The following is a 22,746-nucleotide window of genomic DNA, read 5'->3' on the forward strand; positions in this document are numbered from 1 at the left end:
AGAAGGGACCGCACTGTATTATCAACAGGCGGTCCCTTTATTTTTTCTGAATATTGCCGCTGAAATTTTCCCAGCCAGCGGGGCGAGGGGTCTATGGCGCTGACCCGCCTTCTGATTTCTAATTTTCGTAATATCTCTCACGCCGATCTGCTTTTAGACACTGGGGTTAACCTGTTCTGTGGCATTAATGGTAGTGGCAAGACTTCCATCCTTGAAGCTGTCCATATGTTGGCTACAGGCCGCTCTTTTCGGTCTCGCCAGCACAAATCGGTTATCCGGCATGATCATTCAGGGCTCACGGTTTTTACCCAGCTGGATACGGGCTTCAATCTTGGGGTCGAGCGCCTAGCTGATGGCGGAGGCCGTGTGCGTATCAACCAGGCGGCGGCTGAGTCCAGTTCACAGCTTGCTAACTGTCTCCCCTTACAACTGATTAACAGCGATAGTTTCTCTGCTCTAGATGGTGGCCCTGGAGTGCGCAGGCGACTTCTGGATTGGACAGTGTTCCACGTGGAACATCTCTTTGCTCAGCAATGGAAAAACTATCAAATCGCACTGAAGCAGCGAAATGCCTTGTTGCGACGTGGTAAAATCGATCCGGACGCGATCGGGATTTGGGAGCATCAGTTGTCCCAAAGTGGCGAACAGGTGGATATCCTGCGTCGCAGCCAATTCGAGCTATTGCGTGCGGCCGTAACAGCGCTACTGGAAGAGTTACCTCCCAGCCTGCTAAATCGGGTGGATATGAATTATCGACGCGGTTGGCGAAAAGAGGTCGAACTGGCCGAGGCGCTAAGAGAGTCTCGGGATAGTGATCTCAGTCAGGGGCATACCCGCACTGGGCCTCACAGAGCAGATCTCCGTTTTACCGTTGCAGGTGAGCCTGCACACAATGTTTTATCCCGTGGCCAGCAGAAGATGCTGGTATGCGCCGTACGCACGGCTATGGCGCAGTTGGTTTGTCGTCACAGAGAGAAACCGGTATTTCTTGTGGACGACCTTCCAGCAGAGCTGGATGATCACAATCAGCAAGTTTTTGCCCAGTGGGTTGGTCGTTGTGCCAGCCAGGTACTGGTAACCGGAATAGATGAGGGCACTACAAGCCGCCCCTGGCGACAATTGGAAGCCCCTTGGAATTGCCCAAAAGTGTTCCACGTGGAACATGGGAATATCAGCGCCGATGCATCGGCTGCATAATAAGTTGAATGGAGCGAATAAATGTCAGAGCAGCAAAGCTATGACTCGAGCAGTATCAAGGTACTCAAAGGCCTGGATGCGGTGCGCAAGCGCCCCGGAATGTATATCGGTGATACCGACGATGGCACCGGCCTGCACCACATGGTGTTCGAGGTGGTCGACAACTCCATCGATGAAGCACTAGCAGGCCATTGCGATGAGATTCGCGTAACCATCCATCCGGATGAATCGATTTCTGTCTCAGATAACGGCCGTGGTATTCCAACAGAAATCCACCCAGAAGAGGGGGTTTCTGCTGCAGAAGTAATTATGACCGTGCTGCACGCCGGTGGTAAGTTCGATGACAATACCTATAAGGTATCCGGTGGTCTGCATGGCGTGGGTGTGTCAGTAGTAAATGCGCTGTCAAAAGAGTTGAAGCTGACTATTCGCCGTGGGGGTAAGATCCACGAGCAAACCTATCATCACGGTGTGCCCCAGGCTCCACTGGAAGTTGTGGGTGACAGCGATACCACCGGCACCACAGTGCACTTCAAACCCTCAGAGGATACCTTCAGCAATATCGAATTCCATTTCGACGTGCTGGCCAAGCGCTTGCGCGAGCTGTCCTTCCTCAATTCCGGTGTGCGTATTGTCCTGAAGGACGAGCGCAGTGGTAAGGAAGAGGTCTATGAATACGAAGGCGGTTTGAGTGCCTTTGTGGAGTTCCTCAACCAGAACAAAACCCCGATTAACAAGGTTCTGCACTTCCAGAGTCAGCGTGAAGACGGTATTGCAGTAGAGGTGGCATTACAGTGGAACGATAGCTTCCAGGAAAGCATCTTCTGCTACACCAACAATATTCCCCAGCGCGATGGTGGCACCCACCTGGCAGGCTTCCGCGCGGCGCTGACTCGCGGTTTGAACACCTATATTGAGCGCGAGGGCCTGGGCAAAAAAGATAAGGTCAACACCACCGGTGACGATGCCCGAGAAGGGCTCACTGCGATTATCTCTGTGAAGGTACCGGACCCGAAATTCTCCTCGCAGACCAAAGACAAGCTGGTTTCCTCTGAGGTGAAGCCCGCTGTTGAGCAGGAGATGGGACACCACTTCAACGACTACCTGTTGGAGAACCCCCAGGAAGCCAAGTCCGTCGTTACTAAAATGATCGATGCGGCGAAAGCCCGTGAGGCGGCGCGTAAGGCGCGTGAGATGACCCGCCGTAAGGGTGCCTTGGATATCGCTGGTCTGCCCGGAAAACTGGCAGACTGCCAGCAGAAAGACCCAGCCTTGTCGGAAATCTACCTGGTGGAGGGTGACTCTGCCGGTGGTTCTGCTAAGCAGGGCCGCGATCGTCGTACCCAGGCGATCCTGCCGCTGAAGGGCAAAATCCTCAATGTGGAAAAAGCGCGCTTCGACAAGATGCTCTCTAGTGCTGAAGTGGGCACCCTGATTACCGCACTGGGTTGTGGTATCGGCAAGAGTGAGTTCAACCCGGATAAGCTGCGTTACCACAGCATTATCATCATGACCGATGCCGATGTGGATGGAGCCCATATCCGTACCCTGTTGCTCACCTTCTTCTTCCGTCAGATGCCGGAGCTGATCGAGCGGGGCCACATCTACATCGCCCAGCCGCCTCTGTATAAGATCTCCAAGGGTAAACAGGAACAGTACCTGAAGGATGAGGGCGCTCTAACCCAGTTCCTCACCAACGCCGCCCTAGAAGGCGCCACATTATTTGTGAACCCGGATGCCCCTGGACTATCTGGCGCCTCCCTGGAAAGCCTGGTGGGCGAGTATCGCAGTGTGCTGGCTACTATTGATCGTCTGTCCCGCCTGTATCCAGAAGAGGTGCTGCGCAGCATGATCTACCTGCCCAGCTTGTCTCAGGAAGACCTGCAGTCCCAGGACAAAGTCGCGGCTTGGAGTGAGAAGCTCCAGGAGAAACTCGGCGATGAAGAGAGTGGTGGAACCCGTCGTCACGAAGTGACGGTTCAGGAGAACACCGAGCGCGGCCTATTCCTGCCCCATATCCATATCGTGGCCCACGGTGTCGGCAGTGACTACCTGATTAACCACGAGTTCTTCGATTCTGCCGAGTATGCGTCTATCTGCGCTCTGGGTGAGAAGATGGTGGGGCTGTTGGAAGAGGGTGCCTTTATCCAACGCGGCGAGAAGCAGCACCCTGTTGGCAGCTTCCCTGAAGTGATGGACTGGCTGATGGGCGAGAGCCGCAGAGGCTACGGTATCCAGCGCTATAAGGGGCTGGGCGAGATGAACCCGGAGCAGCTTTGGGAAACTACCATGGACCCAGAGAGCCGCCGTATGCTGCAGGTAACTGTTGAAGATGCTATCGCAGCAGATCAGATCTTTACCACCTTGATGGGCGATCAGGTAGAGCCACGCCGTGACTTTATCGAGACCAATGCCCTAGCGGTGGAAAACCTGGATGTTTAAGTCTTCCAGACGCTCTTACGCTTAAAAATAGATGGATTGCCTGGGGCGGTTTTATACCGCTCCAGGTAAGTATTGATCGAAATCACCCCGCCAGCTTGCCTTCCAGCTTATCCTCAAGGCGCCTGAATAGACTCACAATAAACTCTCGAAAGACTTTAAAGCGCAGTACATTGCGGTGTTCCGGTGTAGATACCAGCCACAGATCGTGCAGGCTGGAAGGCTCCGCGCCGGGTAAGCGAATTACTCCATTAATCCCATCGGCGAGAAAGCAGGGAAGCCTGGCTAAGCCCAGTCCACTTCTGACGGCTTCTAGCTGTATCAGGCCATGGCTGATCTGATGTTGATAGGGCAAATCTGGATAAGGGGTGTTTTGAGCCCAGTTCACCTTGCCATCCTCACTACTCCAGCCGAGCCAGCGGCCGTGCTCTGGTAGAGATTCTGCAATATAGGCTGGCGAGCCGTAACAGCAACTAGGTAGGTTGGTAAGCTTACGGGCAATAAACCTTTCGGGTACCTCTGCATCTTTGGGCAGGATTCTCAAAGCCACATCCGCCTCGTGTTTCTCGAGGCTGAGCACCTGGCTGGTAACTAGGAGCTGTACGTTTATCTGTGGGTAGGCGTTGGTGAACTCATTGAGGTGCGGAATCACAAGATGGGAGGCCACGACATCAGGCATGGTAACGCGTATTTCACCAGAGAGCCGATGGCTACCACCCTGCAAGTGCTTCTGTGCCGCGTCGAGGTACTGCTCTGCGGATTTGGCATAACCGAGCATGGCTTCTCCATCTTCGGTTAGTTGATAACCTTTGGAGTTACGGTAAAACAGTCTGGCTTGAAGCCTCTCTTCAAGAGCGTCAATACGGCGGGATACAGTGGAGTGGCTTACTCCAAGGTCTTCAGCAACGCTGCGGGCACTATGACTCCTGGCAACCGCAATAAAGAACTGAATATCAGTCCATTCAATGGATCCTTTATGCAACACAGTGTCCTATTTTGTTATATTCCGTTGCAAATAGTGTCCAGCTAATCTGTCTCCCGTCAATATTTATTGCACCGAACATCCTGGGAGAATCCAATGAAAATCGTTCAAGTTAAGAGAGAAGTTGCCATAGACCGCCCGATTGAGGAGGTCTGGAAAGTGCTTGCTGTGGATTTTGATACCGCTTACCAATGGATGACGCTGATACCGCATTCCTTTGCCAAAGAGGGTACACCGGTTGGCAATGCCAGTGTAAAAGGGCGTGTCTGTGTAATGACAAATAAAGGCCCCAATGGTCTTGTCGCCGATGAAACCATCACAAGATTTGATGATAAAAAGCATGAGCTGGATGTGTCTGTAGAAACCAAGAACACACCGCCAGGATTTCCGGTGAAGAAAAGTTTATCGCAGTTTAAATTAGAGGCTTTATCCGAAAATGGGACAAGGGTGAGCTTCACTGCGAACATGGAGCTGGGTGCCATTGGTGGCGTACTGAGCCCGGTAGTGAAAAAAATGACGGGCACACAGTTTGGTAAAATGTTGGAGGACCTAAAAAATCATTTGGAAAAAGGCCGGCATCTTACCGGTGAGGCCGCTGCTTAGTTGGCTGAATATTAAGAATATAGTTTTATAAGCCCTTCTGTTTCTGCTATCAGCAAGCAGAAGGGAATGGGAAAAAAGCAAAGAAAAAAATATTTTTTGCAGAGAAATCTGACAAAAGCCAAAATTATGAATTACTAGATCTGCATAAATAAGAACTATTTGATCGCGGAAGAAAAACTAAGGGAAAAAGAAAGTTTTTAGAAAAAAGGCGGAGAAAAAATTCCCCCGCCGATCTATGAATTTATTTCTCCAGTAATAACCCGCACTCGCGATGTTCTTCACCCTTGGTCGGATCGAAATACACATCATTGTCCGGCAGTTCGTTTTCGTAAACGTACTCTTCTACATCAATCTCTTTCAAATGAAACATTGGCGCTACGCGAATGGTGCCGTGATTCCCCTGGGTAAAAACATCCAGGTTTTTACGGTGTGCATTCTGATCGTGACGAATGCCGTTTAACCACACATCCGGTTTCAATTCCTGCATGGCGCGGTTAAACGGCTCGAGCTTGACCGTACGCGAAAAGAAGTCGTGCTCGGGAGTATCCAGGGCTGGAATACCACCGTATACAGCGTTGTAGTGGGCCGCGGACATCTTTGGAGAGTAGGTACGCAGATTGAGGCCCAGCTGTTTTACCACATTTTCAATATGGCGATAGGTCTCAGGAGTGTTATAACCGTGATCCACCCAGATCACCGGAATATCCGGCTTGGCTCTGCTCACAAGATGCAGAAAGGCCACAGCAAGGGGGCGGAAGTTAGTAAAGACTACCGGGTTCTGGGCCTTTTCCATGGTGAATTGCATGATTTCGCTGGGTTTAGCCTCAGCAAAAGTCTGATTCAATACTGCCAGGTTGGCATTGTGATGAAAGAAGCGGCCTCTCGAAGACTGCAGGGCATTACTGGAAGCGTTGTGTCCCATAAAAATCAGCGCATTGGAAAACTAGAATGGAAGTCATGCTACCCGGATAGCTTGTCGCGTAGAAACAATAAAAAGGAGTGAATCAATAAGCTTCGGTTATAAGTAATGGGTTGAACCTCGGATTTTAGGTTATGAATTCAGGGGCTAAGACCTCCACAGGACATAAAAATCTGATGCTGGCCATATTCGGCATTGTATCCACGCTGTGTTTCTACAAACCCATGTTTTTGCAGGAAATAACGCGTGCGCAGGTTTTCACGAAATACTTGAGCCTGGAGTTGTTTACATCCCCCGGCGACAGCCTGAAGTAAGGTGGCGCCAATACCACAGCCGGTGAACAGTGGGCTAACACAGAGGTGGGCGATGTTATCCCTGTCCACCAGGGTAATAAAAGCCTCTGCAACGGCGCTGTGGCGTCCGGTAAAGACCAAGCATTGGTTGGATCGGCGGCAGTCTCTACGAAATTCACTACGGCGCTGCAGCCAGAACTGACGGGGCAGCGAAGGGTGTGAATTTGTTACAGCGTGTAGCCAGAGCTGTTCCAGCCTATCCAACTCTTTGAGTTCTGCCATTCGTATCATGGGCATTCCCAAAGTGGATACATGGGCCCAATGCTAGTCAGCTCAAAGAGTAGATCCTAGGAAACATCCAGTTATTAGGATAGAAACTAAAAACAAAGAGGTTTTTTCCTCGTAAAGGCGCCAAAAAACAAAAAAATGTTCTGTCATATCCCACCCTTCTAAGTGGTAAAATACAATCATTCTTATTAACAAAAACAATTACAAATTACTTAGATTCATTGGAGGGTTCATGAAGAGATTTTTCCTGTCGCCAATGGCTATTGCCCTGGCGGTTGCTGCCGCAGCTCCCAGCCTCGCTGAGGAACGTTTAGAGAGCGTATCCGTTATTGGTAACTCCGATTCTGTCTCCAAGCTGCCGGGCTCCGCGCACCTGGTTGATGCGGAAGAGCTGGCAAAATTCGAGTTTGTGGATATCAACCGTATGATGCGCTCGGTTCCGGGGGTCTACATCCTTGAAGAGGATGGCTACGGCCTGCGCCCGAATATTGGAATTCGCGGTGCCCAGGGTGGGCGCTCCGCCAAAATTTCCCTGATGGAAGATGGAGTCCTGGTGGCTCCAGCACCCTACTCGGCACCGGAAGCGTATTATTTCCCGAGTGCCGGCCGCATGGATGCCATTGAAGTAGTGAAGGGCCCCGCTGCGTTGCAATACGGCCCATTCACCGTGGGTGGTGCGGTAAATATGTTGAGTACCCCCATTCCCACTTCCAGCCAGGGGATGGTGCAGCTGGAGGCCGGTGAATACGGTGAGACTCGCCTGCACGCTCACTACGGCAGCAGTACAGAAACTACCGGCTGGCTGCTGGAGACCCAGCAACAATATGCCGACGGTTTTCGCGAAATTGATCGCGCTGGCAGCGCGGATATCGCTAAAGAAGACTACCTGCTGAAAGGTCGCCTTAATTCCGATGCGGATGCGACCTATCGCCAGCAGTTGGATATCAAGCTGCAGTACTCAGAAGAGGAGTCAGGCATGAGTTATCTGGGCCTGACGGATGCTGACTTTAAGAGAGATCCGAACCGCCGCTACGGCATCAGTGCCCTGGATGAAATGCAGAATCGCCACAGCACTATCCAGCTGAACCACAGTATCGAGTTGAGTAACAACTTTACCCTGCATACCCAGGCTTACTACAACAAGTTTAAGCGCGACTGGTTTAAGGTCAGTGAGGGGGACTTGATAGATGCTGTTAATACCGGCGGCAGTGTTGATGGAGTCATAGACCCCCAAGCGGTATTGGATGGCACTGAGGATTACACTTTTGGTGTTAAGCACAACAACCGTGAGTACGAGGCCAAGGGCCTGCAGATTAGTGCTGATTGGCACTTTAACACCGCTTCCGTTAGTCATGAGTTGACCTTTGGAGTACGCCAGCATCAGGACGAAGTGGATAGATTCCAGCCTGTGGAAAACTATGAACAGGTGGATGGCAAATTGGTGTATCTGAGCACAGATATTCCCGATACCGTCAAAGAAAGCAGTAATAACCGAGTCGAAGAAGCGGATGCAACTTCGTTCTTTATCTACGACGATATCCAGCTGAACGACAAACTGACTCTCACCGCTGTTCTTCGCTACGAGGATATAGAGACCGAACAGCAGCGTTATAACGACGCCGAGCGTACCGAGAAGGGCAGTTACCGCTCCAATCAGGTGGATGAATGGCTGCCAGGTTTGGGGCTTGTTTACCAGGCTAGCGAACAGTGGAGCCTGCTGGCAGGTGTACACCGTGGTTTTGCCCCTCCCGGTGCAGGTGCAGCCGATGGCCAGGGGCCGGAGTTATCCACAAACTATGAATGGGGTGCTCGCTTCGATAACGGCAGCCTGAATGCCGAATTGATCGCCTTCTATAGTGACTATGAAAATGCTGTGCAAAACTGCTCGGTGGCGGTGAAATGCCCCAATGGTGCTGAGAGTGGAACCTACCAGTTGGGTGAAGCAGAAATCAAAGGGCTGGAAGCTACGTTTGGAAGTGAGTGGGTGCTCACAAATGGTTGGATACTACCGGTGCGGGCAACCTATACCTTTACTGATGCAGAAATCAGTGAAGATAGTGACGGCAATGACCTGCTTGCCGGCGATAATCTCGAATATCTGCCGGAAAATGTTTTTGCCGTATCCGCCGGCCTCGATAGCGGTGCAGCCTGGCGTTTAAACCTGACCGCGGCTTACCAGGACGAGATGTGTGTGAATACCGGTTGTAACCGGGGGAATACCGATAAATTCGATTACACAGAGTCTCTGTGGGTTGTGGATGCCGCTGCGCACTACGATTTCAGCGCAGATCTGACCGGTTACCTGAAAGTGGATAACGTGTTTGATGAGCAGGTGATTATCAGCCGCAGTCCCGATGGTGCTCGCGCCAACCGGCCGCGCACCGCCACACTGGGTATGAAATACGTTTTCTAATCCCACAGAGTGACAGAGGACTCAATTAGAAACCCCGGCGAAAGCCGGGGTTTCTTTTATAGTGAATAAATGAACGCTACCAGCGGCTGCCGCCCAGGTGGGCAAAGTGGGCCTTGAGGTAGTTGGTCTCAGGAATTGCCGGATGTATTGGATGGTCTGCGCCCTGGCCACCGCTGGCGAGTATTGAAGCTCTACGGCCCAATCGGTGCGCCGCACCGCGTACACAGTCGAGCAGTTCATCCGATTGTAAATGCATAGAGCAGGAAGCACTTACTAACAAGCCATCCTCCGACAATAAACGCATAGCCAGTTCGTTTATGTGGCGGTAAGCGGCAAGGCCGGCCTTGTGATCTTTGCGTCTTTTAATAAATGCGGGGGGATCGAGTACTATGACATCGAACTTCTCTCCCTCGGCCACCATGGCTTTCAGAACCTCTAATGCCTTACCTTGAACGGTGTCCAGCTTGTCGGTAAAGCCGTTATGCTGGGCATTCAATTGACACCAATCCAGTGCCTGCTGCGAGGCATCTACACAAACCGCATGACTGGCGCCGTTGGCCAGAGTCTGAATTCCCCAGCCGCCCGCATAGGAGAAAAGGTCTAACACGCGCTTTCCACGCACCCAGCGGTTTAACAGGCGGCGGTTTTCGCGGTGATCGTAGAACCAACCGGTTTTTTGCCCCTGGTGAACTGGCGCCAAAAGCGGAACGCCATTTTCCTCAAAGGGCACTAGCTCCGGCACTTCTCCGTAAGCAATCTGGTTAACGAGGGGCATATCCTCAACCGCACGGCCCTGGTGGTCATTGCGCAACAGAATTCCCTTGGGTTGAGCAAGCTCGATTAACTTATCCACAACCACCTGTTGGTAGCGATCCATGCCCCAGTTGCTGACTTGTACCACCAGGTGATCGTTAAAACGATCAACGACCAGCCCCGGCAGGGCATCGGAATCTCCGTAAACCAGACGGTAGCTGGGGTGGTCGAAGTAGCGCTCCCGCTGGAGTAATGCGGTTTGCAAGCGCTCACAAATATCGTCTTCGGTAAAATTGTCCTTGCGGTTCAGTAGGCGCGCGCAGATCAATTGGCTGGGGTTAACCCAGGCAGTGCCCAGAAGCTTGCCCTGACTATCGAGAACCTGGCACTGGCTTCCCGCTTCCAAGCCTTTCAGCGGGGAACGCTTGGTATCCACCTCATTGCTGTATATCCACAGGTGGCCGCGCTTTAAGCGGCGCTCTGCGCCGCGATTTAATATTAATTCAGCCAATTGGGGTCTCCGTAAGCTGGGGTGATTAACGGGGGCAATTGTGCTCGGCTCGGTGGATAGGTCAAGGATTTCGAATCTTTGTGGATAAACAGGCTTGGTGCGAAATGACCACAGGAAAAAGAATGAGTAAAAATGTAAGTAACTCGCCAAAAGATTATTCTGTGGATAACCCCCAGAAAGTCAGATATCCCGCTAAGCAGATTAGATCACAAGGAATGTGAGCACTCACAAATAGGATGTAGTTTCGATAATGAATCTAGTCACAACCTCTGCAAGAGGAAGGGTATTTAGCAGAAATGGTTGGTAAAGTGTGAATTAATCGGCAGAATTTACCGCCAAGATAAAATTGTGCCTTGTTGGCGTTGTGGAAAACTCTATCAATGAAATTGACTCAGGACCAGTCTATTCAAATTGCCATGTTTATCTATCCGGGCGCTTCCAGCTTGGATGTGACTGGGCCACTGGAGGTTTTTGCTCTGGCCAATCACCTCCTCCGTGAGGAGGGGCGTTACCCTTCTGACTTTTACAAAATCCAGTTATTGGCTGAAGAATCCGGGCTGGTACAGATGGGCACGGGTGTGAAGCTGTATGCGGATTGTGGATATCGTGAGGTGAAAGATATCCACACCCTGTTGATGAGTGGTGGGCCGCCTGGAAGTTATAAAGCCCTCTATTCCCAAACAGATATTCTCGACTGGCTGTGTGAACAAAAACAGGTGGTTAAACGGATGGGCTCAATTTGTAATGGTGCTTTGATTTTGGCTAAGGCTGGGGTGCTGGCTGGTCATAAAGCAACTACCCATTGGGCAAATGTGGATGAGCTACGGCAGTTTGCCGATATTGAAGTAGACCCTGATGCGATTTATGTATGTGATGATCATATTTATACCTCAGCCGGTATTACCGCGGGTATTGATCTCGCTCTGGCGTTAGTGGAGGAAGATCACGGGCGTAGTTTGGCCCTGGCAATCGCCAAACTCATGGTCCTCTATCTCAAGCGAGATGGCGGCCAGCGGCAATACAGCAGCCACTTGATGAATCAGCAACAGAGTGATCGCTTTGCCAGGCTTGTGGAGTGGATTTACCAAAATTTGAATCAGTCTCTCACAGTAGAAAAATTGGCACAGGAATCTGCTATGAGTCCCCGTAATTTTTCTCGCTGCTTTCTCAAGGAGCTGGGAGTGACCCCAGCGCGCTTTGTCGAAAATATCCGTGTGGAAAAAGCCTGCCAATTATTGTCTGAACAAAACCTGTCTCAGGAAAAAATAGCCTGCCTCTGTGGCTTTCAATCCCAGGAGCAATTGAGACGCACGTTTCGAAGACATAAAGGCATACTTCCCAGTGAGTTTCGTCGGCGTTTTCATTAAATAAAACTACAAGGCAAACTCATAATCCATCGAGAAATAATATTTTTTTGGGTTCGGCTGTGTTCAATTGAGAATTAAATGAATTATTGGCCTTTTGATAATTTTTTAATTCTCCTGAATGACTGCTTTTTCAACTAAAAAGGATGAATAGTTACAGTATGGGAAAAACACTTTCTTAGATTGCTCCCCAATTAAAATGTCAGAATTCGTCGTAAGTGTGTCTCTTGTTCCAATAGCTGCAATGTAATAATTCTAGGTTCAAAATTTTTGGGTACGTGTTAACCGTTAGATCTCACAGATATGGCTTAGGGGCTAAATAGATAGATCAGATGAAAAATAAAAAGTTTGTGTTGGGTATCTTTGCCCTGCTGTCTTGTATTGGCTATTTGCTCTGGCCGGTTTATCAATTTTATGCCTGGTCTCTGGATTCGTTACCACTTAGTCCATTTGGTTGGCAAGCGTTAGCCACCGAGGCACCATCGACACAAAAGCTTTACCAAAAAGAGCTGCAACCGGCAGCAGATCAGTCGCTTAAAGCCATTGAAAAGCATCGCCAGAAGATTGGTTCTCCTGCAATTTCTGCTGCAGTCTCGACTTGTGGCAAGCTTGTTTGGGCTGGCGCATCTGGATGGGCAGATTTGGAAGAGCAAATACCTGTTACCACTGAGACACGTTTTCGTATCGGCAGTACCTCTAAGGCTCTGACTGGAACAGCTCTGGCGCGCTTGGCACAGAAGGGAAGTGTTGACCTTGACAGTTCAATATCAAACTACCTAGAAGCATTGCCCAACCCGGAATGGGCAGAGATAACTCCACGCCAGTTGGCCTCTCATATGTCGGGTTTACCACATTATAAGAAGAATTCTGATTGGCTTGGTTTGTATAAGACACTGGCACTGGACACTCATTACGACAGTATGTACCAGGCCCTGGAAATTTTTGACAATAGTGAATTGTTATTCCAACCAGGCACAAATTTTTATTACAGCACCTTGGGGACTGTTCTTCTGGGAGCAGTTCTAGCTGGTTCAGAGCAAAAAAGCTATTTGAATGTGATGGAAGACGAAGTCTTTATTCCTGCCGGAATGAAAAATACTGAGGTCTCTCCATTAAATGGCAATATGGAAAGAAATATTGCCCGTTTCTATAAAAGTAATGGTTTAAGCGGGGATGAACTTCGCCTGCGTGAATGGCGACCGGTGGATTTAAGTCATCGTCTCCCGGGAGGTGGTTTTATTTCCACACCCACTGACCTGGTAAAGCTTGGTGCACACTATCTCGACGACAACTTTTTAGCTGCTGAAACCCGGGAAGTTTTTTTGTCCCCACAAAAGCTTGCTAATGGAGAGGTCAATAAGCAGCACTATGCGTTGGGTTGGCGGTACCGAGAACAAGAAATTCCATCTGTCGGAATAGTGCGTCATGCTAATCATGGTGGTGTCAGCCGCGGCAGTCAAAGCTGGTTGATGATTATGCCGGATCACAACTTGTCAGTGGCAGTAAATATCAATCGTAAAACAAAAGCTTTTTGGGATTTTGGTCGTATCTCAATGGATATTGCTGAAGCTTTTATTCGGCAACAGGGTAAATTACGTTGTAAATAAAAAAACCGGCCAAGACCAATAGCTCAGCCGGTTTCTAAAAATACCCCCTCTGTCAATCATGGGAGGGAATGGCTTTCTATTGGGTATTCACCATAACTTCGGTTTCGGCAAATACGGTCTCACCGTTACCGTGGCTGAGAATTCCCAAGGCTCGGGTACCAGGGGAGAGATCCAGCCACTCCAGATTGATAGTGCCACTACTATTTATTTGTGCCTGCGGCGGAGCTGTGAGCTGGGTATTGCCGTTGTCTCCACTCAGGTTAAAGTTAAATAGGGTAAATGGCGTAGGGCCCTCCGCAGAGGCGTAGTCCACTACGAATACCGCATACTGACCTGCGGCGGGATTGACCAAATCGACAGATTCAGCGGAAGTCGGTGAGCCACTGGTGCCCACCTCTGGGAAATCGGGGCCGGGGCCGTAGACTTGTAAATCCAAGTCGTCGCTGCCACTACCATCGCCCACATCCGCATCAAATAAGGCTACGCGGGCAAGCTTTGTACCCTCCGGAATATCGAAGAAAATCAGCTGGTTTTCTCCATCCTCAACGCTACCAGGGAAAGGTACGCCTTCCGCCAAGCCGTTGATATCCACTTGATAGTTGCCGTTATAACCAAATTGTACGGGCAGGTTTACTGCACCATCACTGCCATCGGCACTGATCTTCTGAGTTGTGGATAGTGGAACCGGGCGTACAGCGATAGGACTGCGTACTTCCTGGCGTAAACCAACGGATTTCCAGCTTAATTCGCCAAATACCCACTCGTTCATGGCCGCTTCTTCGGTAACCGTAAAGGTAACTTCAAACTCGGCGCTATCTCCTTCTCTAAGGCGTAGAGTCCTAGGGTTAACACTGACCTCGACACCTGCGGGTGCCTCTACAGAAGCCCAATACCATCTCTGGCCGCGGCCGACGCTGGTGACACGGCGCTTGATAGTTTGCGTGCCAACCAATTCGCCGATGCCGATTGATGGCAGGTTGAGATCACTGGAATCCAAGGAATAGCCAGCGGAAACCAGTCCCTCGCAGGTGCTGGCCTCGATAATCTGCGGCTGATTTTCTGCGCCACAGAGAAAGGCTAGATAGTCGTTGAAACCGGCATCGTAGACTAGACCGGGGTCGAAAGCCGCGGCGGGCACTATAGCGCCTGCACCAATATCGAAGGGATCAGCGGCTTCGGGTCCGAAGGACTTTTGCAGGTCGGTGCGCGCTGTACTCATCAGTGCGGATTTGGCCATGGCCGGGCTCCAGTCCGGATGAGCCTGTTTTAACAGGGCCATAATACCGGCGACATGGGGGCTGGCCATGGAGGTGCCATTTTTGGCGGCGAATAGGTTGCCTCCACTCAGCACCGGTGAAGTACCGGCGAGAATGCCTACGCCCGGTGCTGCCACATCCGGCTTGATAATATCCGTCGCACCCACGTTGTGGCCGCGGGAAGAGAAGCTGGCGATGCGGTCTTCGCGGGAAATCTTCAGCTCTGGATCCAGGGTGCCCGTGACCCCCGAATTCTCAACCAGCATGGCGCCATCCGCATGGCGAATCATCACACCGGGGATCGTAGTATCCGGTGCCGACATAACGATCGGATCCATACGGTCTACAGCACTGCCGTCGTTATAGACAATAATGGCCACTGCGCCGGCGTCTGCAGCATTGTTGTATTTAGTACTGAAGGAGCATCCCCCACGCTTCACCAGCGCGATTTTGCCTTCAATGGCCTCGGAGTTGGTGAGTGCGGAGCAGGCCTCCAGAGGGGCACCCACAACAACAGGTGCCGATAGTAGACCTGCATCTTCCATAGTGATCGGGCCGTTGCCTTCACGGGCATCGTAGGTGCCCACAACCGCTTCAGGGGCATCCACCTGCAGGGCCGTGCCAAAGCTCTGGTCGTCTTCGGCAGCCGCCACTGCGGTAATCCAGGGGACACCGGAAGGCGTGCCCATTGTTTGTGGGCCTGGGCCATCATTGCCGGCAGAAGTGGCAACAAAAACGCCCGCATCGGCGGCAAACAGGAAGGCGATCTCATCAGCACCGGTAAAAACGGTACTGGAGCCACCCACTGAGAAGTTGATGACATCCACACCGTCGGCCACGGCTTCGTCAATAGCAGCCATGGAGTCTGCCGAGGAGCAGCCGCTATCGTCCGGGTCTGGGGCATCCCAGCACACCTTATAGGCCGCGATACGGGCACGCGGCGCCATGCCGGTCAGGGTTTTCCCATCTGGGGTCACTACACCGTAGTTCCCTGCAGCAGTGGTGGCGGTGTGGGTGCCGTGTCCGTCCGCATCCCGTGCAGAAAGAAACTCGTAATCCGCCAGAGTCTTGTTGGAGAGGAAGGCGTCTGAAAAAGACTTGGCCTTGATCAGTTTGTTATTGCAGGTAAAGGCGGCGTCACCGGGGTTAAAGTCTGTGTTACCAAACTCACAGCCCTCACCGATAAAGGATTCAGGCACCGGACCATAGGAAATATTGACGCCACGATTGCCCTGCCGTGGCGTTGGAACATCCATCAGGCTCGGGTGTTCTGGATGAATACCCGAGTCGATTACACCCACGACCACATCCTCACCGGTGATTCCCCAGAGCCAGGGACTGGGTGTATTTGTCAGGCCGAGGAAGTCTGCAGTGGAATCGGTATGCATTTTCAGCAGGCGATCTTCCCAGACGCCTTTCACATCTTTATGGCTACGCAGTGCTTCGGCATCCTTTTCACTCATAATCGCGGCAAAGCCGTTAAAGGCCGCCTTGTATTCATGCACTTTGCGTGCGCCGGGCACCGCGGAAAGCACCTGTTGACGACGTGTTTTGAGAAAATCGGAGTAGTGGCGATAGCTACTACTGCGGGGGTCAGCCTTGCGACGTACATTGGACTTAGCGCTGGAGAGGCCCGCGACTGTGCCGCTGTAGGTGGAGAGTGGCTCGCCATCGAGCTGTACGATATAGACCTTTTTATTCTTTTGGATTTCGGGGGTGAGTGTGTCTGCTACTGAGGCTGCGAAACTACTGCCAGAGCACAGCAGGCCCGCAATAAGCGAGGAAATTATTTTTCTTTTCATTGAGTTGTCCCATTTTTTATTTTAACAGGCGGGTAGAGGTGGGAGAGAAAGTGCGCTGTTTATCCAATGTCACTGACACCCAACAAGCCATCCTAGCGCGCTTTCACTGGGATAAAGCCACCCGACCTGTGACTCGCTTTTAAAGTAATGTGTCGCAGGACTCAATAAACTGGCGTCATAGTCATTGTTTTGTACTATTTTTGCTAACTGGCGAGAAAGAAAAAAACGTAAGTCACAAATGCGAGGTGGCGCAGTAGTGGAGAGGGTTTCTGATGACGCTTTTCTGCGAGATTGGAAAAGCTCATTAAATTTAGAGGGCTGTAAAAGAGAGATCAGTGGGCTCAGGGGCCCACTAGAAACAGGCTGAAACTGGCTAAGTCGGCAAACACAGCGGTTTCCGCCAGACGCGGATCGGGGCTCTCTACTAGCTGTTGCAGGGTTTCTGCGCCTGCACCGGTTTTTAGTAGTACCGGCTTACACCCCTTGACCAGGGCCAGCTGTAAATCGGCCAGTTTATCACCGAGCAGATAGCAGCCATGCAAGCTGGTGTCGAATTCCGCTTCGATGGCATCCAGCAGGCCCGCCTGGGGTTTGCGGCAACGGCAGTTGTCTTCAGGCCCATGGGGGCAGTAGAAAATCGCGGCAATTTCACCGCCTGCATCCTCTACCTGGGAACGCATCTTGGCGTGTATCGCCTCCAAGTCATCCAAGTCAAACTGGCCCAGGGCCAGGCCGCTCTGGTTGGTGGCAATCACCAGTTGGTGGCCAGCCTGACTGAGCGCAGCCAGTGCTTCAATACTGCCGGGCAGGGGCTGCCATTCGTCTGCGGATTTTACGAACTGGTTGGGGTTTTGATTAATGACCCCATCGCGGCCAAGAAGAATTATTGCCATGTCGATTCGCCTGTTTCGTTGAGGCGGGGCGCAGAGCCCCGCTTCAAGTCGCTATTACTTGGCTGGAACCAACAGGGAGATGTCGGCAACTTCGAGGAACAGTGCACGCAGCTGGGTCAGTAGGGCCAGGCGGTTGTTGCGCAGTTGCTCGTCGTCACTCATTACCATCACATGGTCGAAGAAGTTGTCCACGGTTTCACGCAGGCCCGCCAGGCCGGCGAGCCCTTCGGCGAAAAGCGCATCGCTATACAGCGGTTCAACTTCTGTGCGGGCAACCTGTACAGCGGCGAACAGGGCTTTCTCCGCTTCCTCCTGCAATAGTGCTTCATCGACACTGCTGGGCACTGTGCCATCCAGCTTGGCAAGGATATTGGAAACGCGTTTGTTCGCGGCGGCCAAAGCACCGGATTCTGGCAGCTGGCTGAAGGCGTTAACCGCGTGCACACGGTTGTCGATATCCAGCGGGCGCGACAGCTTACGCGCGGCAACAGACATAAATACCTCGGCGGCAATGCCCTGATCCTCGTAGCGGGCGCGGAAGCGCTCCAGTACGTATTGCAGGGTCTGCTCTACCACCTTGTCGTATTCACCCAGGGCGGTGCGCGGGTAGTTGTCGCGGGCCAATTCCAGCAATTCTCGCAGGTCCAGATCGAGGCGCTTTTCGACGAGGATGCGGATGATGCCCAGGCTGGCGCGGCGCAGGGCGAAGGGGTCGCGGGAGCCGCTGGGGGGTTGACCTATGCCGAAGATGCCGACCAAAGTATCCAGGCGATCTGCCAGGGCAATTACAGTACCGGTGTCGCTGGCGGGCAGCTCGTCACCGGCAAACTTGGGCATATACTGTTCGTACATGGCCTTGGCCACATCCAATGGCTCGCCGTCGTTTTCGGCGTAGTAGTAGCCGGCGATGCCCTGCATATCGGCAAACTCGAACACCATCTCGGTAACCAGGTCCGATTTACACAGGCGGCCGGCGCGCTCGGCCCAGTTGCCGTTGCTTCCGGTTTTCTCAGCGATGGTGCGGGCCAGGGCAGCTACCCGTTCAGTCTTGTCGTAGACGCTACCCAGGTGCTGCTGGAATACGATTTGGCGCAGTTTCTCACGGCGTGATTCCAGGCTGGTCTTCTTGTCGGTCTCAAAGAAGAAGGCAGCATCCGCCAGGCGCGGCCGGATTACGCGCTCATTGCCGTGGATAACCTGGGCGGCATCCTGGCTCTCGATATTGGATACGGTGATAAAGAACGGCAGCAATTGGCCATCTTCATCAACTACGTGGAAATACTTCTGGTGCTCCTTCATGGAGGAGATCAGGGCTTCAGCGGGCACTTCCAGGAAGCGCTCTTCGAAGCGGCCGGTAAGGGCGACAGGCCACTCCACCAGCGCAGTGACTTCGTCGAGCAGGTCGTCGTCGATGACCGCTTCACCATTGACGTTATTGGCTTCGGCAATAACTTGAGCGCGAATGGCTTCGCGGCGCTCGGCGAAATCTGCCATTACGTAGCCGGGTTCGCGCAGAACCTGTGCATAGTCGTGGGCGGAGTGGATCTCCAGTTCCCGATTGCAGTGGAAGCGATGACCACGGCTGGTTTTTCCGGCTTTCAAGCCGAGTACTTCACCATCTACGACCTTGTTGCCAAACAGCATGACGAGCCAGTGCACCGGGCGCACGAACTCCTCGCGGCGCGCACCCCAGCGCATGCGCTTGGGAATAGGAAGCTGAGCCAGTGCTTTCTCGACAATACCAGCCAACAGGGATTCAGTTTCAGCGCCTTTCTGTTCACTGATAAAGGCCAGGCGCTCGCCTTTGTCGGTCTCTTTGCGTCCCAGCTCTTTAACGGTTACGCCGTTGCTGCGGGCGAAACCCTCTGCGGCCTTGCTGGGCTTGCCTTCTTTATCGAAGGCGGCTTTGACGGCCGGGCCCAGCTTTTCAATTTGTTTGTCTTGCTGCTTATCCGCCAAACCGAATACCGCTACGGCCAGGCGGCGGGGTGCTGCGTAGGCTTTCACTTCGCCAAAAGACAACTCGGCGCCGTTGAGGCCTTGGGTAATACCATCGGCGAAAGCGCTCATCAATTTGTGTAACGCTTTGGGTGGCAGCTCTTCGGTGCCCAGCTCTACCAGAAAATCCTGAGCCATTACTGCTTCTCCTCTTGCTCGATGTCTTCCGCCAAAATATCTGCTCGCAGTGCTTCATCTGCCATGGGGAAGCCTAAGGCGCGGCGTGCATCGTAGTAAGCCTGTGCCACGGCGCGGGCCAGGGTGCGTACACGCAGGATATAGCGCTGGCGCTCAGTCACTGAGATGGCGTGGCGCGCATCCAGCAGATTGAAGGCGTGGGAGGCCTTCATAACTTGCTCGTAAGCGGGCAGCGGCAGGCCCAGCTCAATCAGGCGTGTGCTCTCGCGCTCACAGTGATCGAAGGTGGCGAATAGGAATTCCACATCGGCGTGTTCAAAGTTGTAGTGGGACATTTCCACTTCGTTCTGGTGGAAAACGTCGCCATAGGTGACGGGGCTGCCGTCCGGGTTGCGGGTCCACACTAAATCGTAGATAGACTCGACCCCCTGCAGGTACATGGCGATACGCTCGAGACCGTAGGTGATTTCGCCGGTAACCGGGTAGCACTCGAGGCCGCCCACCTGCTGGAAGTAGGTAAACTGGGTGACTTCCATACCGTTCAGCCAAACTTCCCAGCCGAGGCCCCAGGCGCCCAGGGTTGGGGATTCCCAGTTATCTTCCACAAAGCGGATATCGTGGATAGCCGGGTCTACGCCCATGGCGCGTAGGCTATCGAGGTACAATTCCTGGATATTGTCCGGGGATGGCTTCATCACTACCTGGTATTGGTAGTAGTGCTGAAGGCGGTTGGGATTCTCGCCGTAGCGGCCATCGGTGGGGCGGCGGCAGGGCTGTACATAAGCCGCATTCCAGTTTTCCGGGCCTATGGCGCGCAGGAAAGTGGCCGGATGAAAGGTGCCGGCGCCCACTTCCATATCCAGAGGCTGTAGAATGACGCACCCTTGGCGCGCCCAATAATCCTGTAGGGCAAAAATAAGTCCCTGGAAGGTACTGAGATCGTATTGCTTGGACACCGCTATCTCCGGATCAGTATCTGCTGTGGGCAAAGGGCGCAATTATAGCGGCAGCGACTGCTGCGCTTAAAGCGCTATAGCCGCGTCAAGAGGTTTCAATGGCCATACTTGGGCAACACGACCACTTTAAAGTGGTTTTTGTATAGGAAGTAGTGAGTGGATATTAAGGGGCGCCTTGCTGTAGGAGCACTGAGAATCATCGGCAAATTGCCGTTGCACTGGTCGCGGCGATTGGGTTGGTTTGCTGGCAAAATGGCTGTGTGGACTCGTTCCGAAGGCCTGCGCCTGAGCCGCATTAATCTCAAACTCTGCTATCCGGCAATGGACCCCAAACAGCGTGAAAAGCTGGCGAGGGAGAGTGTGATCAACACGGCCATGGCGGGTTTTGAGATGGCGTCACTGTGGAATACGCCCTGGGCAAAAAATGAAAATGCCATTGTTCGTGTGCGCAATCAGCAGTTACTCAACGCCGGTGAGACCGATGGGCGCGGCACCATTGTCTTAATGCCACATACTGGCAACTGGGAAATATTCGGCCTGTATGTGGGTACCTTGTCCCCCTGTGCTGTACTTTACCAGCCTCCTAAAATAGAAGCCCTGGACCCGGTGATTCGCAGCGGGCGCGAAGTAACTGGCGGCAAGATGGTGCCCACCAATGTGCACGGTGTACGCGCGCTGCTTAAATCATTGAAAGCGGGAGATTTAGCCCTGATTCTTCCCGACCAGGAACCGGATATGGGCGGTGACTTTGCCCCGTTTTTTGGGCGCCCGGCCCTGACGATGACCCTGGTGCATAATCTGATACAGCGCACCAAGTGCCATGTGGTTTTTGGGTTTGGCAAGCGTGTAGAAGGCGGTTTTGAGCTGGTTTTTGTCCCCGCAGAAAAAGCGATTTACAGCGAAGAACAAAAAGTATCCCTGGCGGCGATGAACCGCGGTGTGGAGGCCTGCATCGCCCAGGCGCCGGAGCAGTATCAGTGGGAATACAAGCGCTTTCGCAGACAGCCGGAAGGCAAGAGTAAAATTTACCGCAAACAAACATAGGGGCCTGAGCGGCCCCTATGTCTATCGGCATCTAGGTAAAATTTACGTCGCGTGGCGAAATGCCACAATTACCGGCATACGCGCCGCGCGCCAGGCGGGGAAAAAACCACTGACAAAGCCGATTACCAGCGCCAACACGGCGCCCTGCACGAACAGGTCTGGGGACATCTCAAAACTGAACACCACCTGGGTAAAATTGCCGCCCAGGGTTGAGGTATTTAGGCCGTCGAAGAACAAGTAGGCGGCCAATGACCCCAGTAGTCCACCGGCCACCGCCAGTACCATCGCTTCAGCAATCGTGCCGCAGAAAGCGGAAAAATTACTGAAGCCGAGGGCGCGCAGGGTGGCAATTTCCTTGGCACGGTCCGCCACTGAGGTGTACATGGTATTGAGTGCTCCAGCCAGGGCACCGAGGGCCATCACCGCACTGATAATCCAGCCAAAGGTGGCGATGTACTGCAGTTGTTTACCCTGACTGGCGAAGTATTCTCGCTCGGTCTGCGCTTCGAGATTAAGGCGCGGTTCCCGCGCAATGGTTTCCTTGACCGATGCCAGGCCGTCGTCATTGTCCAGTTGCAAGCGAATGGATTGATAACTGCTGCCGCGGTTGTAATGGCTCTGGATTGTTTTGATATCTGCCCACAGCTCACTTTCAAAAATATTGCCCCCTGTGGAAAAAACTCCGACAACTGTCCACAGGTTTTTACCAAAGCGCACTTCCTTGCCAATCTCGAAACCACTGAATTCCCGCAGGACACCCTCGCCGACAATCATTTCATTGGTTCCGGGAACAAACATACGGCCTTCGGTTAAGTGCATGTTGGTGCGCATGGCCATACCGGTTTGGTTGAGTCCGCGCAGGGGGATATTGGCCTCGGTACCACTGGACTTTTTGATACCATCCACAATGACATAGAGTTCCGGTGAAACCTGTGGGCCGTTGGCGTTCCGGGCGACTCCGGCAGATTCGCTAACCAGGTTGACCTGATCCTGCAGGATCACCGAGTTGAGCTCGGTGGAGGAACCCTCGCGCATCAGGATGGCGATTTGGTTGGAGCCGGCGCCGCGCATAGTTTCTTCGAAGCCTTTGGCCATGGCGAGAAATGCCAGCAGTATTGCCACCACCACCGCCGAGGCCAGTACCATCGCCAGTGACATCCACAGGCGCCTGCGCAGGCTGCCCAGATTCATCAGGGTCACTGAAATAATTTGTGCAATTAGAGAGCCCATTGGCTGTCCTCCGGTCGGGCTTGATCAATCGGGCACCTACAGTTGTTAGGAACTCGATCT

General features: G+C 52.7%; 16 protein-coding genes. 7 read left to right on the plus strand and 9 right to left on the minus strand.

Features of this window, described 5'->3' with window-relative positions:
* Positions 1-93 precede the first annotated feature (93 nt).
* Positions 94-1,197, plus strand: a complete 1,104-nt coding sequence (gene recF, locus ACJJI0_RS15380; protein ID WP_444883255.1) for a DNA replication/repair protein RecF — start codon at positions 94-96, stop codon at positions 1,195-1,197.
* 21 nt (positions 1,198-1,218) lie between these two features.
* Entirely contained in the window at positions 1,219-3,639 is a 2,421-nt protein-coding gene (gene gyrB, locus ACJJI0_RS15385) for a DNA topoisomerase (ATP-hydrolyzing) subunit B (RefSeq protein ID WP_444883256.1), read from the plus strand.
* 82 nt (positions 3,640-3,721) lie between these two features.
* On the opposite strand, the gene ACJJI0_RS15390 is transcribed toward gyrB, so the two are convergent.
* Positions 3,722-4,618 (minus strand): LysR family transcriptional regulator, encoded by an 897-nt coding sequence (locus ACJJI0_RS15390; RefSeq protein WP_444883257.1) that lies wholly within the window; start codon positions 4,616-4,618, stop codon positions 3,722-3,724.
* 96 nt (positions 4,619-4,714) lie between these two features.
* Here ACJJI0_RS15390 and ACJJI0_RS15395 point away from each other — a divergent pair, with 96 nt between their 5' ends.
* Positions 4,715-5,221 (plus strand): SRPBCC family protein, encoded by a 507-nt coding sequence (locus ACJJI0_RS15395; RefSeq protein WP_444883258.1) that lies wholly within the window; start codon positions 4,715-4,717, stop codon positions 5,219-5,221.
* Between the two features lie 241 nt (positions 5,222-5,462).
* Here ACJJI0_RS15395 and ACJJI0_RS15400 read toward each other — a convergent pair whose 3' ends face one another.
* Both ACJJI0_RS15400 and ACJJI0_RS15405 read right to left on the minus strand, forming a co-directional pair.
* Positions 5,463-6,143: a phosphoadenosine phosphosulfate reductase domain-containing protein gene (locus ACJJI0_RS15400; RefSeq protein ID WP_444883259.1), complete on the minus strand. Its 681-nt coding sequence runs from the start codon at positions 6,141-6,143 to the stop codon at positions 5,463-5,465.
* 137 nt (positions 6,144-6,280) lie between these two features.
* Positions 6,281-6,724, minus strand: coding sequence for a GNAT family N-acetyltransferase (locus ACJJI0_RS15405; protein ID WP_444883260.1), 444 nt, complete (start codon positions 6,722-6,724; stop codon positions 6,281-6,283).
* Between the two features lie 229 nt (positions 6,725-6,953).
* On the opposite strand from ACJJI0_RS15405, the gene ACJJI0_RS15410 reads away from it, so the two are divergent.
* Positions 6,954-9,134 carry a TonB-dependent receptor family protein gene (locus ACJJI0_RS15410; RefSeq protein WP_444883261.1) on the plus strand — a complete coding sequence of 727 codons (2,181 nt, stop codon included), beginning with the start codon at positions 6,954-6,956 and terminating at the stop codon, positions 9,132-9,134.
* A gap of 76 nt (positions 9,135-9,210) precedes the next feature.
* Here ACJJI0_RS15410 and ACJJI0_RS15415 read toward each other — a convergent pair whose 3' ends face one another.
* Positions 9,211-10,398 (minus strand): class I SAM-dependent rRNA methyltransferase, encoded by a 1,188-nt coding sequence (locus ACJJI0_RS15415; protein WP_444883262.1) that lies wholly within the window; start codon positions 10,396-10,398, stop codon positions 9,211-9,213.
* A 380-nt stretch (positions 10,399-10,778) separates the two neighbouring features.
* Here ACJJI0_RS15415 and ACJJI0_RS15420 point away from each other — a divergent pair, with 380 nt between their 5' ends.
* Together ACJJI0_RS15420 and ACJJI0_RS15425 are read left to right on the plus strand one after the other, a co-directional pair.
* A complete protein-coding gene (locus ACJJI0_RS15420; RefSeq protein ID WP_444883263.1) occupies positions 10,779-11,765 on the plus strand; it encodes a GlxA family transcriptional regulator in 987 nt (328 codons plus the stop codon).
* Between the two features lie 329 nt (positions 11,766-12,094).
* Positions 12,095-13,369: a serine hydrolase domain-containing protein gene (locus tag ACJJI0_RS15425; RefSeq protein WP_444883264.1), complete on the plus strand. Its 1,275-nt coding sequence runs from the start codon at positions 12,095-12,097 to the stop codon at positions 13,367-13,369.
* A gap of 76 nt (positions 13,370-13,445) precedes the next feature.
* Here ACJJI0_RS15425 and ACJJI0_RS15430 read toward each other — a convergent pair whose 3' ends face one another.
* The 4 genes from ACJJI0_RS15430 to glyQ form a co-directional block, all read right to left on the minus strand.
* Positions 13,446-16,427 carry a S8 family serine peptidase gene (locus ACJJI0_RS15430; protein ID WP_444883265.1) on the minus strand — a complete coding sequence of 994 codons (2,982 nt, stop codon included), beginning with the start codon at positions 16,425-16,427 and terminating at the stop codon, positions 13,446-13,448.
* Between the two features lie 341 nt (positions 16,428-16,768).
* Complete coding sequence (gene gmhB, locus ACJJI0_RS15435; RefSeq protein ID WP_252083974.1) at positions 16,769-17,320, minus strand: D-glycero-beta-D-manno-heptose 1,7-bisphosphate 7-phosphatase; 552 nt, start codon at positions 17,318-17,320, stop codon at positions 16,769-16,771.
* Positions 17,321-17,374: 54 nt separating this feature from the next.
* Positions 17,375-19,456, minus strand: a complete 2,082-nt coding sequence (gene glyS, locus ACJJI0_RS15440) for a glycine--tRNA ligase subunit beta (protein WP_444883266.1) — start codon at positions 19,454-19,456, stop codon at positions 17,375-17,377.
* Positions 19,456-20,412: a glycine--tRNA ligase subunit alpha gene (glyQ, locus tag ACJJI0_RS15445; RefSeq protein ID WP_444883267.1), complete on the minus strand. Its 957-nt coding sequence runs from the start codon at positions 20,410-20,412 to the stop codon at positions 19,456-19,458. Before glyQ ends, glyS begins: the two co-directional genes overlap by 1 nt.
* Positions 20,413-20,568: 156 nt before the next feature.
* Here glyQ and ACJJI0_RS15450 point away from each other — a divergent pair, with 156 nt between their 5' ends.
* Positions 20,569-21,456, plus strand: coding sequence for a lysophospholipid acyltransferase family protein (locus ACJJI0_RS15450; protein WP_444883268.1), 888 nt, complete (start codon positions 20,569-20,571; stop codon positions 21,454-21,456).
* 42 nt (positions 21,457-21,498) lie between these two features.
* On the opposite strand, the gene ACJJI0_RS15455 is transcribed toward ACJJI0_RS15450, so the two are convergent.
* Entirely contained in the window at positions 21,499-22,686 is a 1,188-nt protein-coding gene (locus tag ACJJI0_RS15455; protein ID WP_444883269.1) for an ABC transporter permease, read from the minus strand.
* Positions 22,687-22,746 lie beyond the last annotated feature (60 nt).

This window comes from Microbulbifer mixtoriginis (SeqCode) (genome assembly GCF_052466695.1).

What these genes read in the sequence shown, in the direction of transcription:
- recF (WP_444883255.1), top strand. Translation starts at nt 94, where the DNA reads ATGGCGCTGACCCGCCTTCTGATTTCTAATTTTCGTAATATCTCTCAC.
- gyrB (WP_444883256.1), top strand. Translation starts at nt 1,219, where the DNA reads ATGTCAGAGCAGCAAAGCTATGACTCGAGCAGTATCAAGGTACTCAAA.
- ACJJI0_RS15395 (WP_444883258.1), top strand. Translation starts at nt 4,715, where the DNA reads ATGAAAATCGTTCAAGTTAAGAGAGAAGTTGCCATAGACCGCCCGATT.
- ACJJI0_RS15400 (WP_444883259.1), bottom strand. Translation starts at nt 6,143, where the DNA reads ATGGGACACAACGCTTCCAGTAATGCCCTGCAGTCTTCGAGAGGCCGC.
- ACJJI0_RS15405 (WP_444883260.1), bottom strand. Translation starts at nt 6,724, where the DNA reads ATGATACGAATGGCAGAACTCAAAGAGTTGGATAGGCTGGAACAGCTC.
- ACJJI0_RS15410 (WP_444883261.1), top strand. Translation starts at nt 6,954, where the DNA reads ATGAAGAGATTTTTCCTGTCGCCAATGGCTATTGCCCTGGCGGTTGCT.
- ACJJI0_RS15420 (WP_444883263.1), top strand. Translation starts at nt 10,779, where the DNA reads ATGAAATTGACTCAGGACCAGTCTATTCAAATTGCCATGTTTATCTAT.
- ACJJI0_RS15425 (WP_444883264.1), top strand. Translation starts at nt 12,095, where the DNA reads ATGAAAAATAAAAAGTTTGTGTTGGGTATCTTTGCCCTGCTGTCTTGT.
- ACJJI0_RS15430 (WP_444883265.1), bottom strand. Translation starts at nt 16,427, where the DNA reads ATGAAAAGAAAAATAATTTCCTCGCTTATTGCGGGCCTGCTGTGCTCT.
- gmhB (WP_252083974.1), bottom strand. Translation starts at nt 17,320, where the DNA reads ATGGCAATAATTCTTCTTGGCCGCGATGGGGTCATTAATCAAAACCCC.
- glyS (WP_444883266.1), bottom strand. Translation starts at nt 19,456, where the DNA reads ATGGCTCAGGATTTTCTGGTAGAGCTGGGCACCGAAGAGCTGCCACCC.
- ACJJI0_RS15455 (WP_444883269.1), bottom strand. Translation starts at nt 22,686, where the DNA reads ATGGGCTCTCTAATTGCACAAATTATTTCAGTGACCCTGATGAATCTG.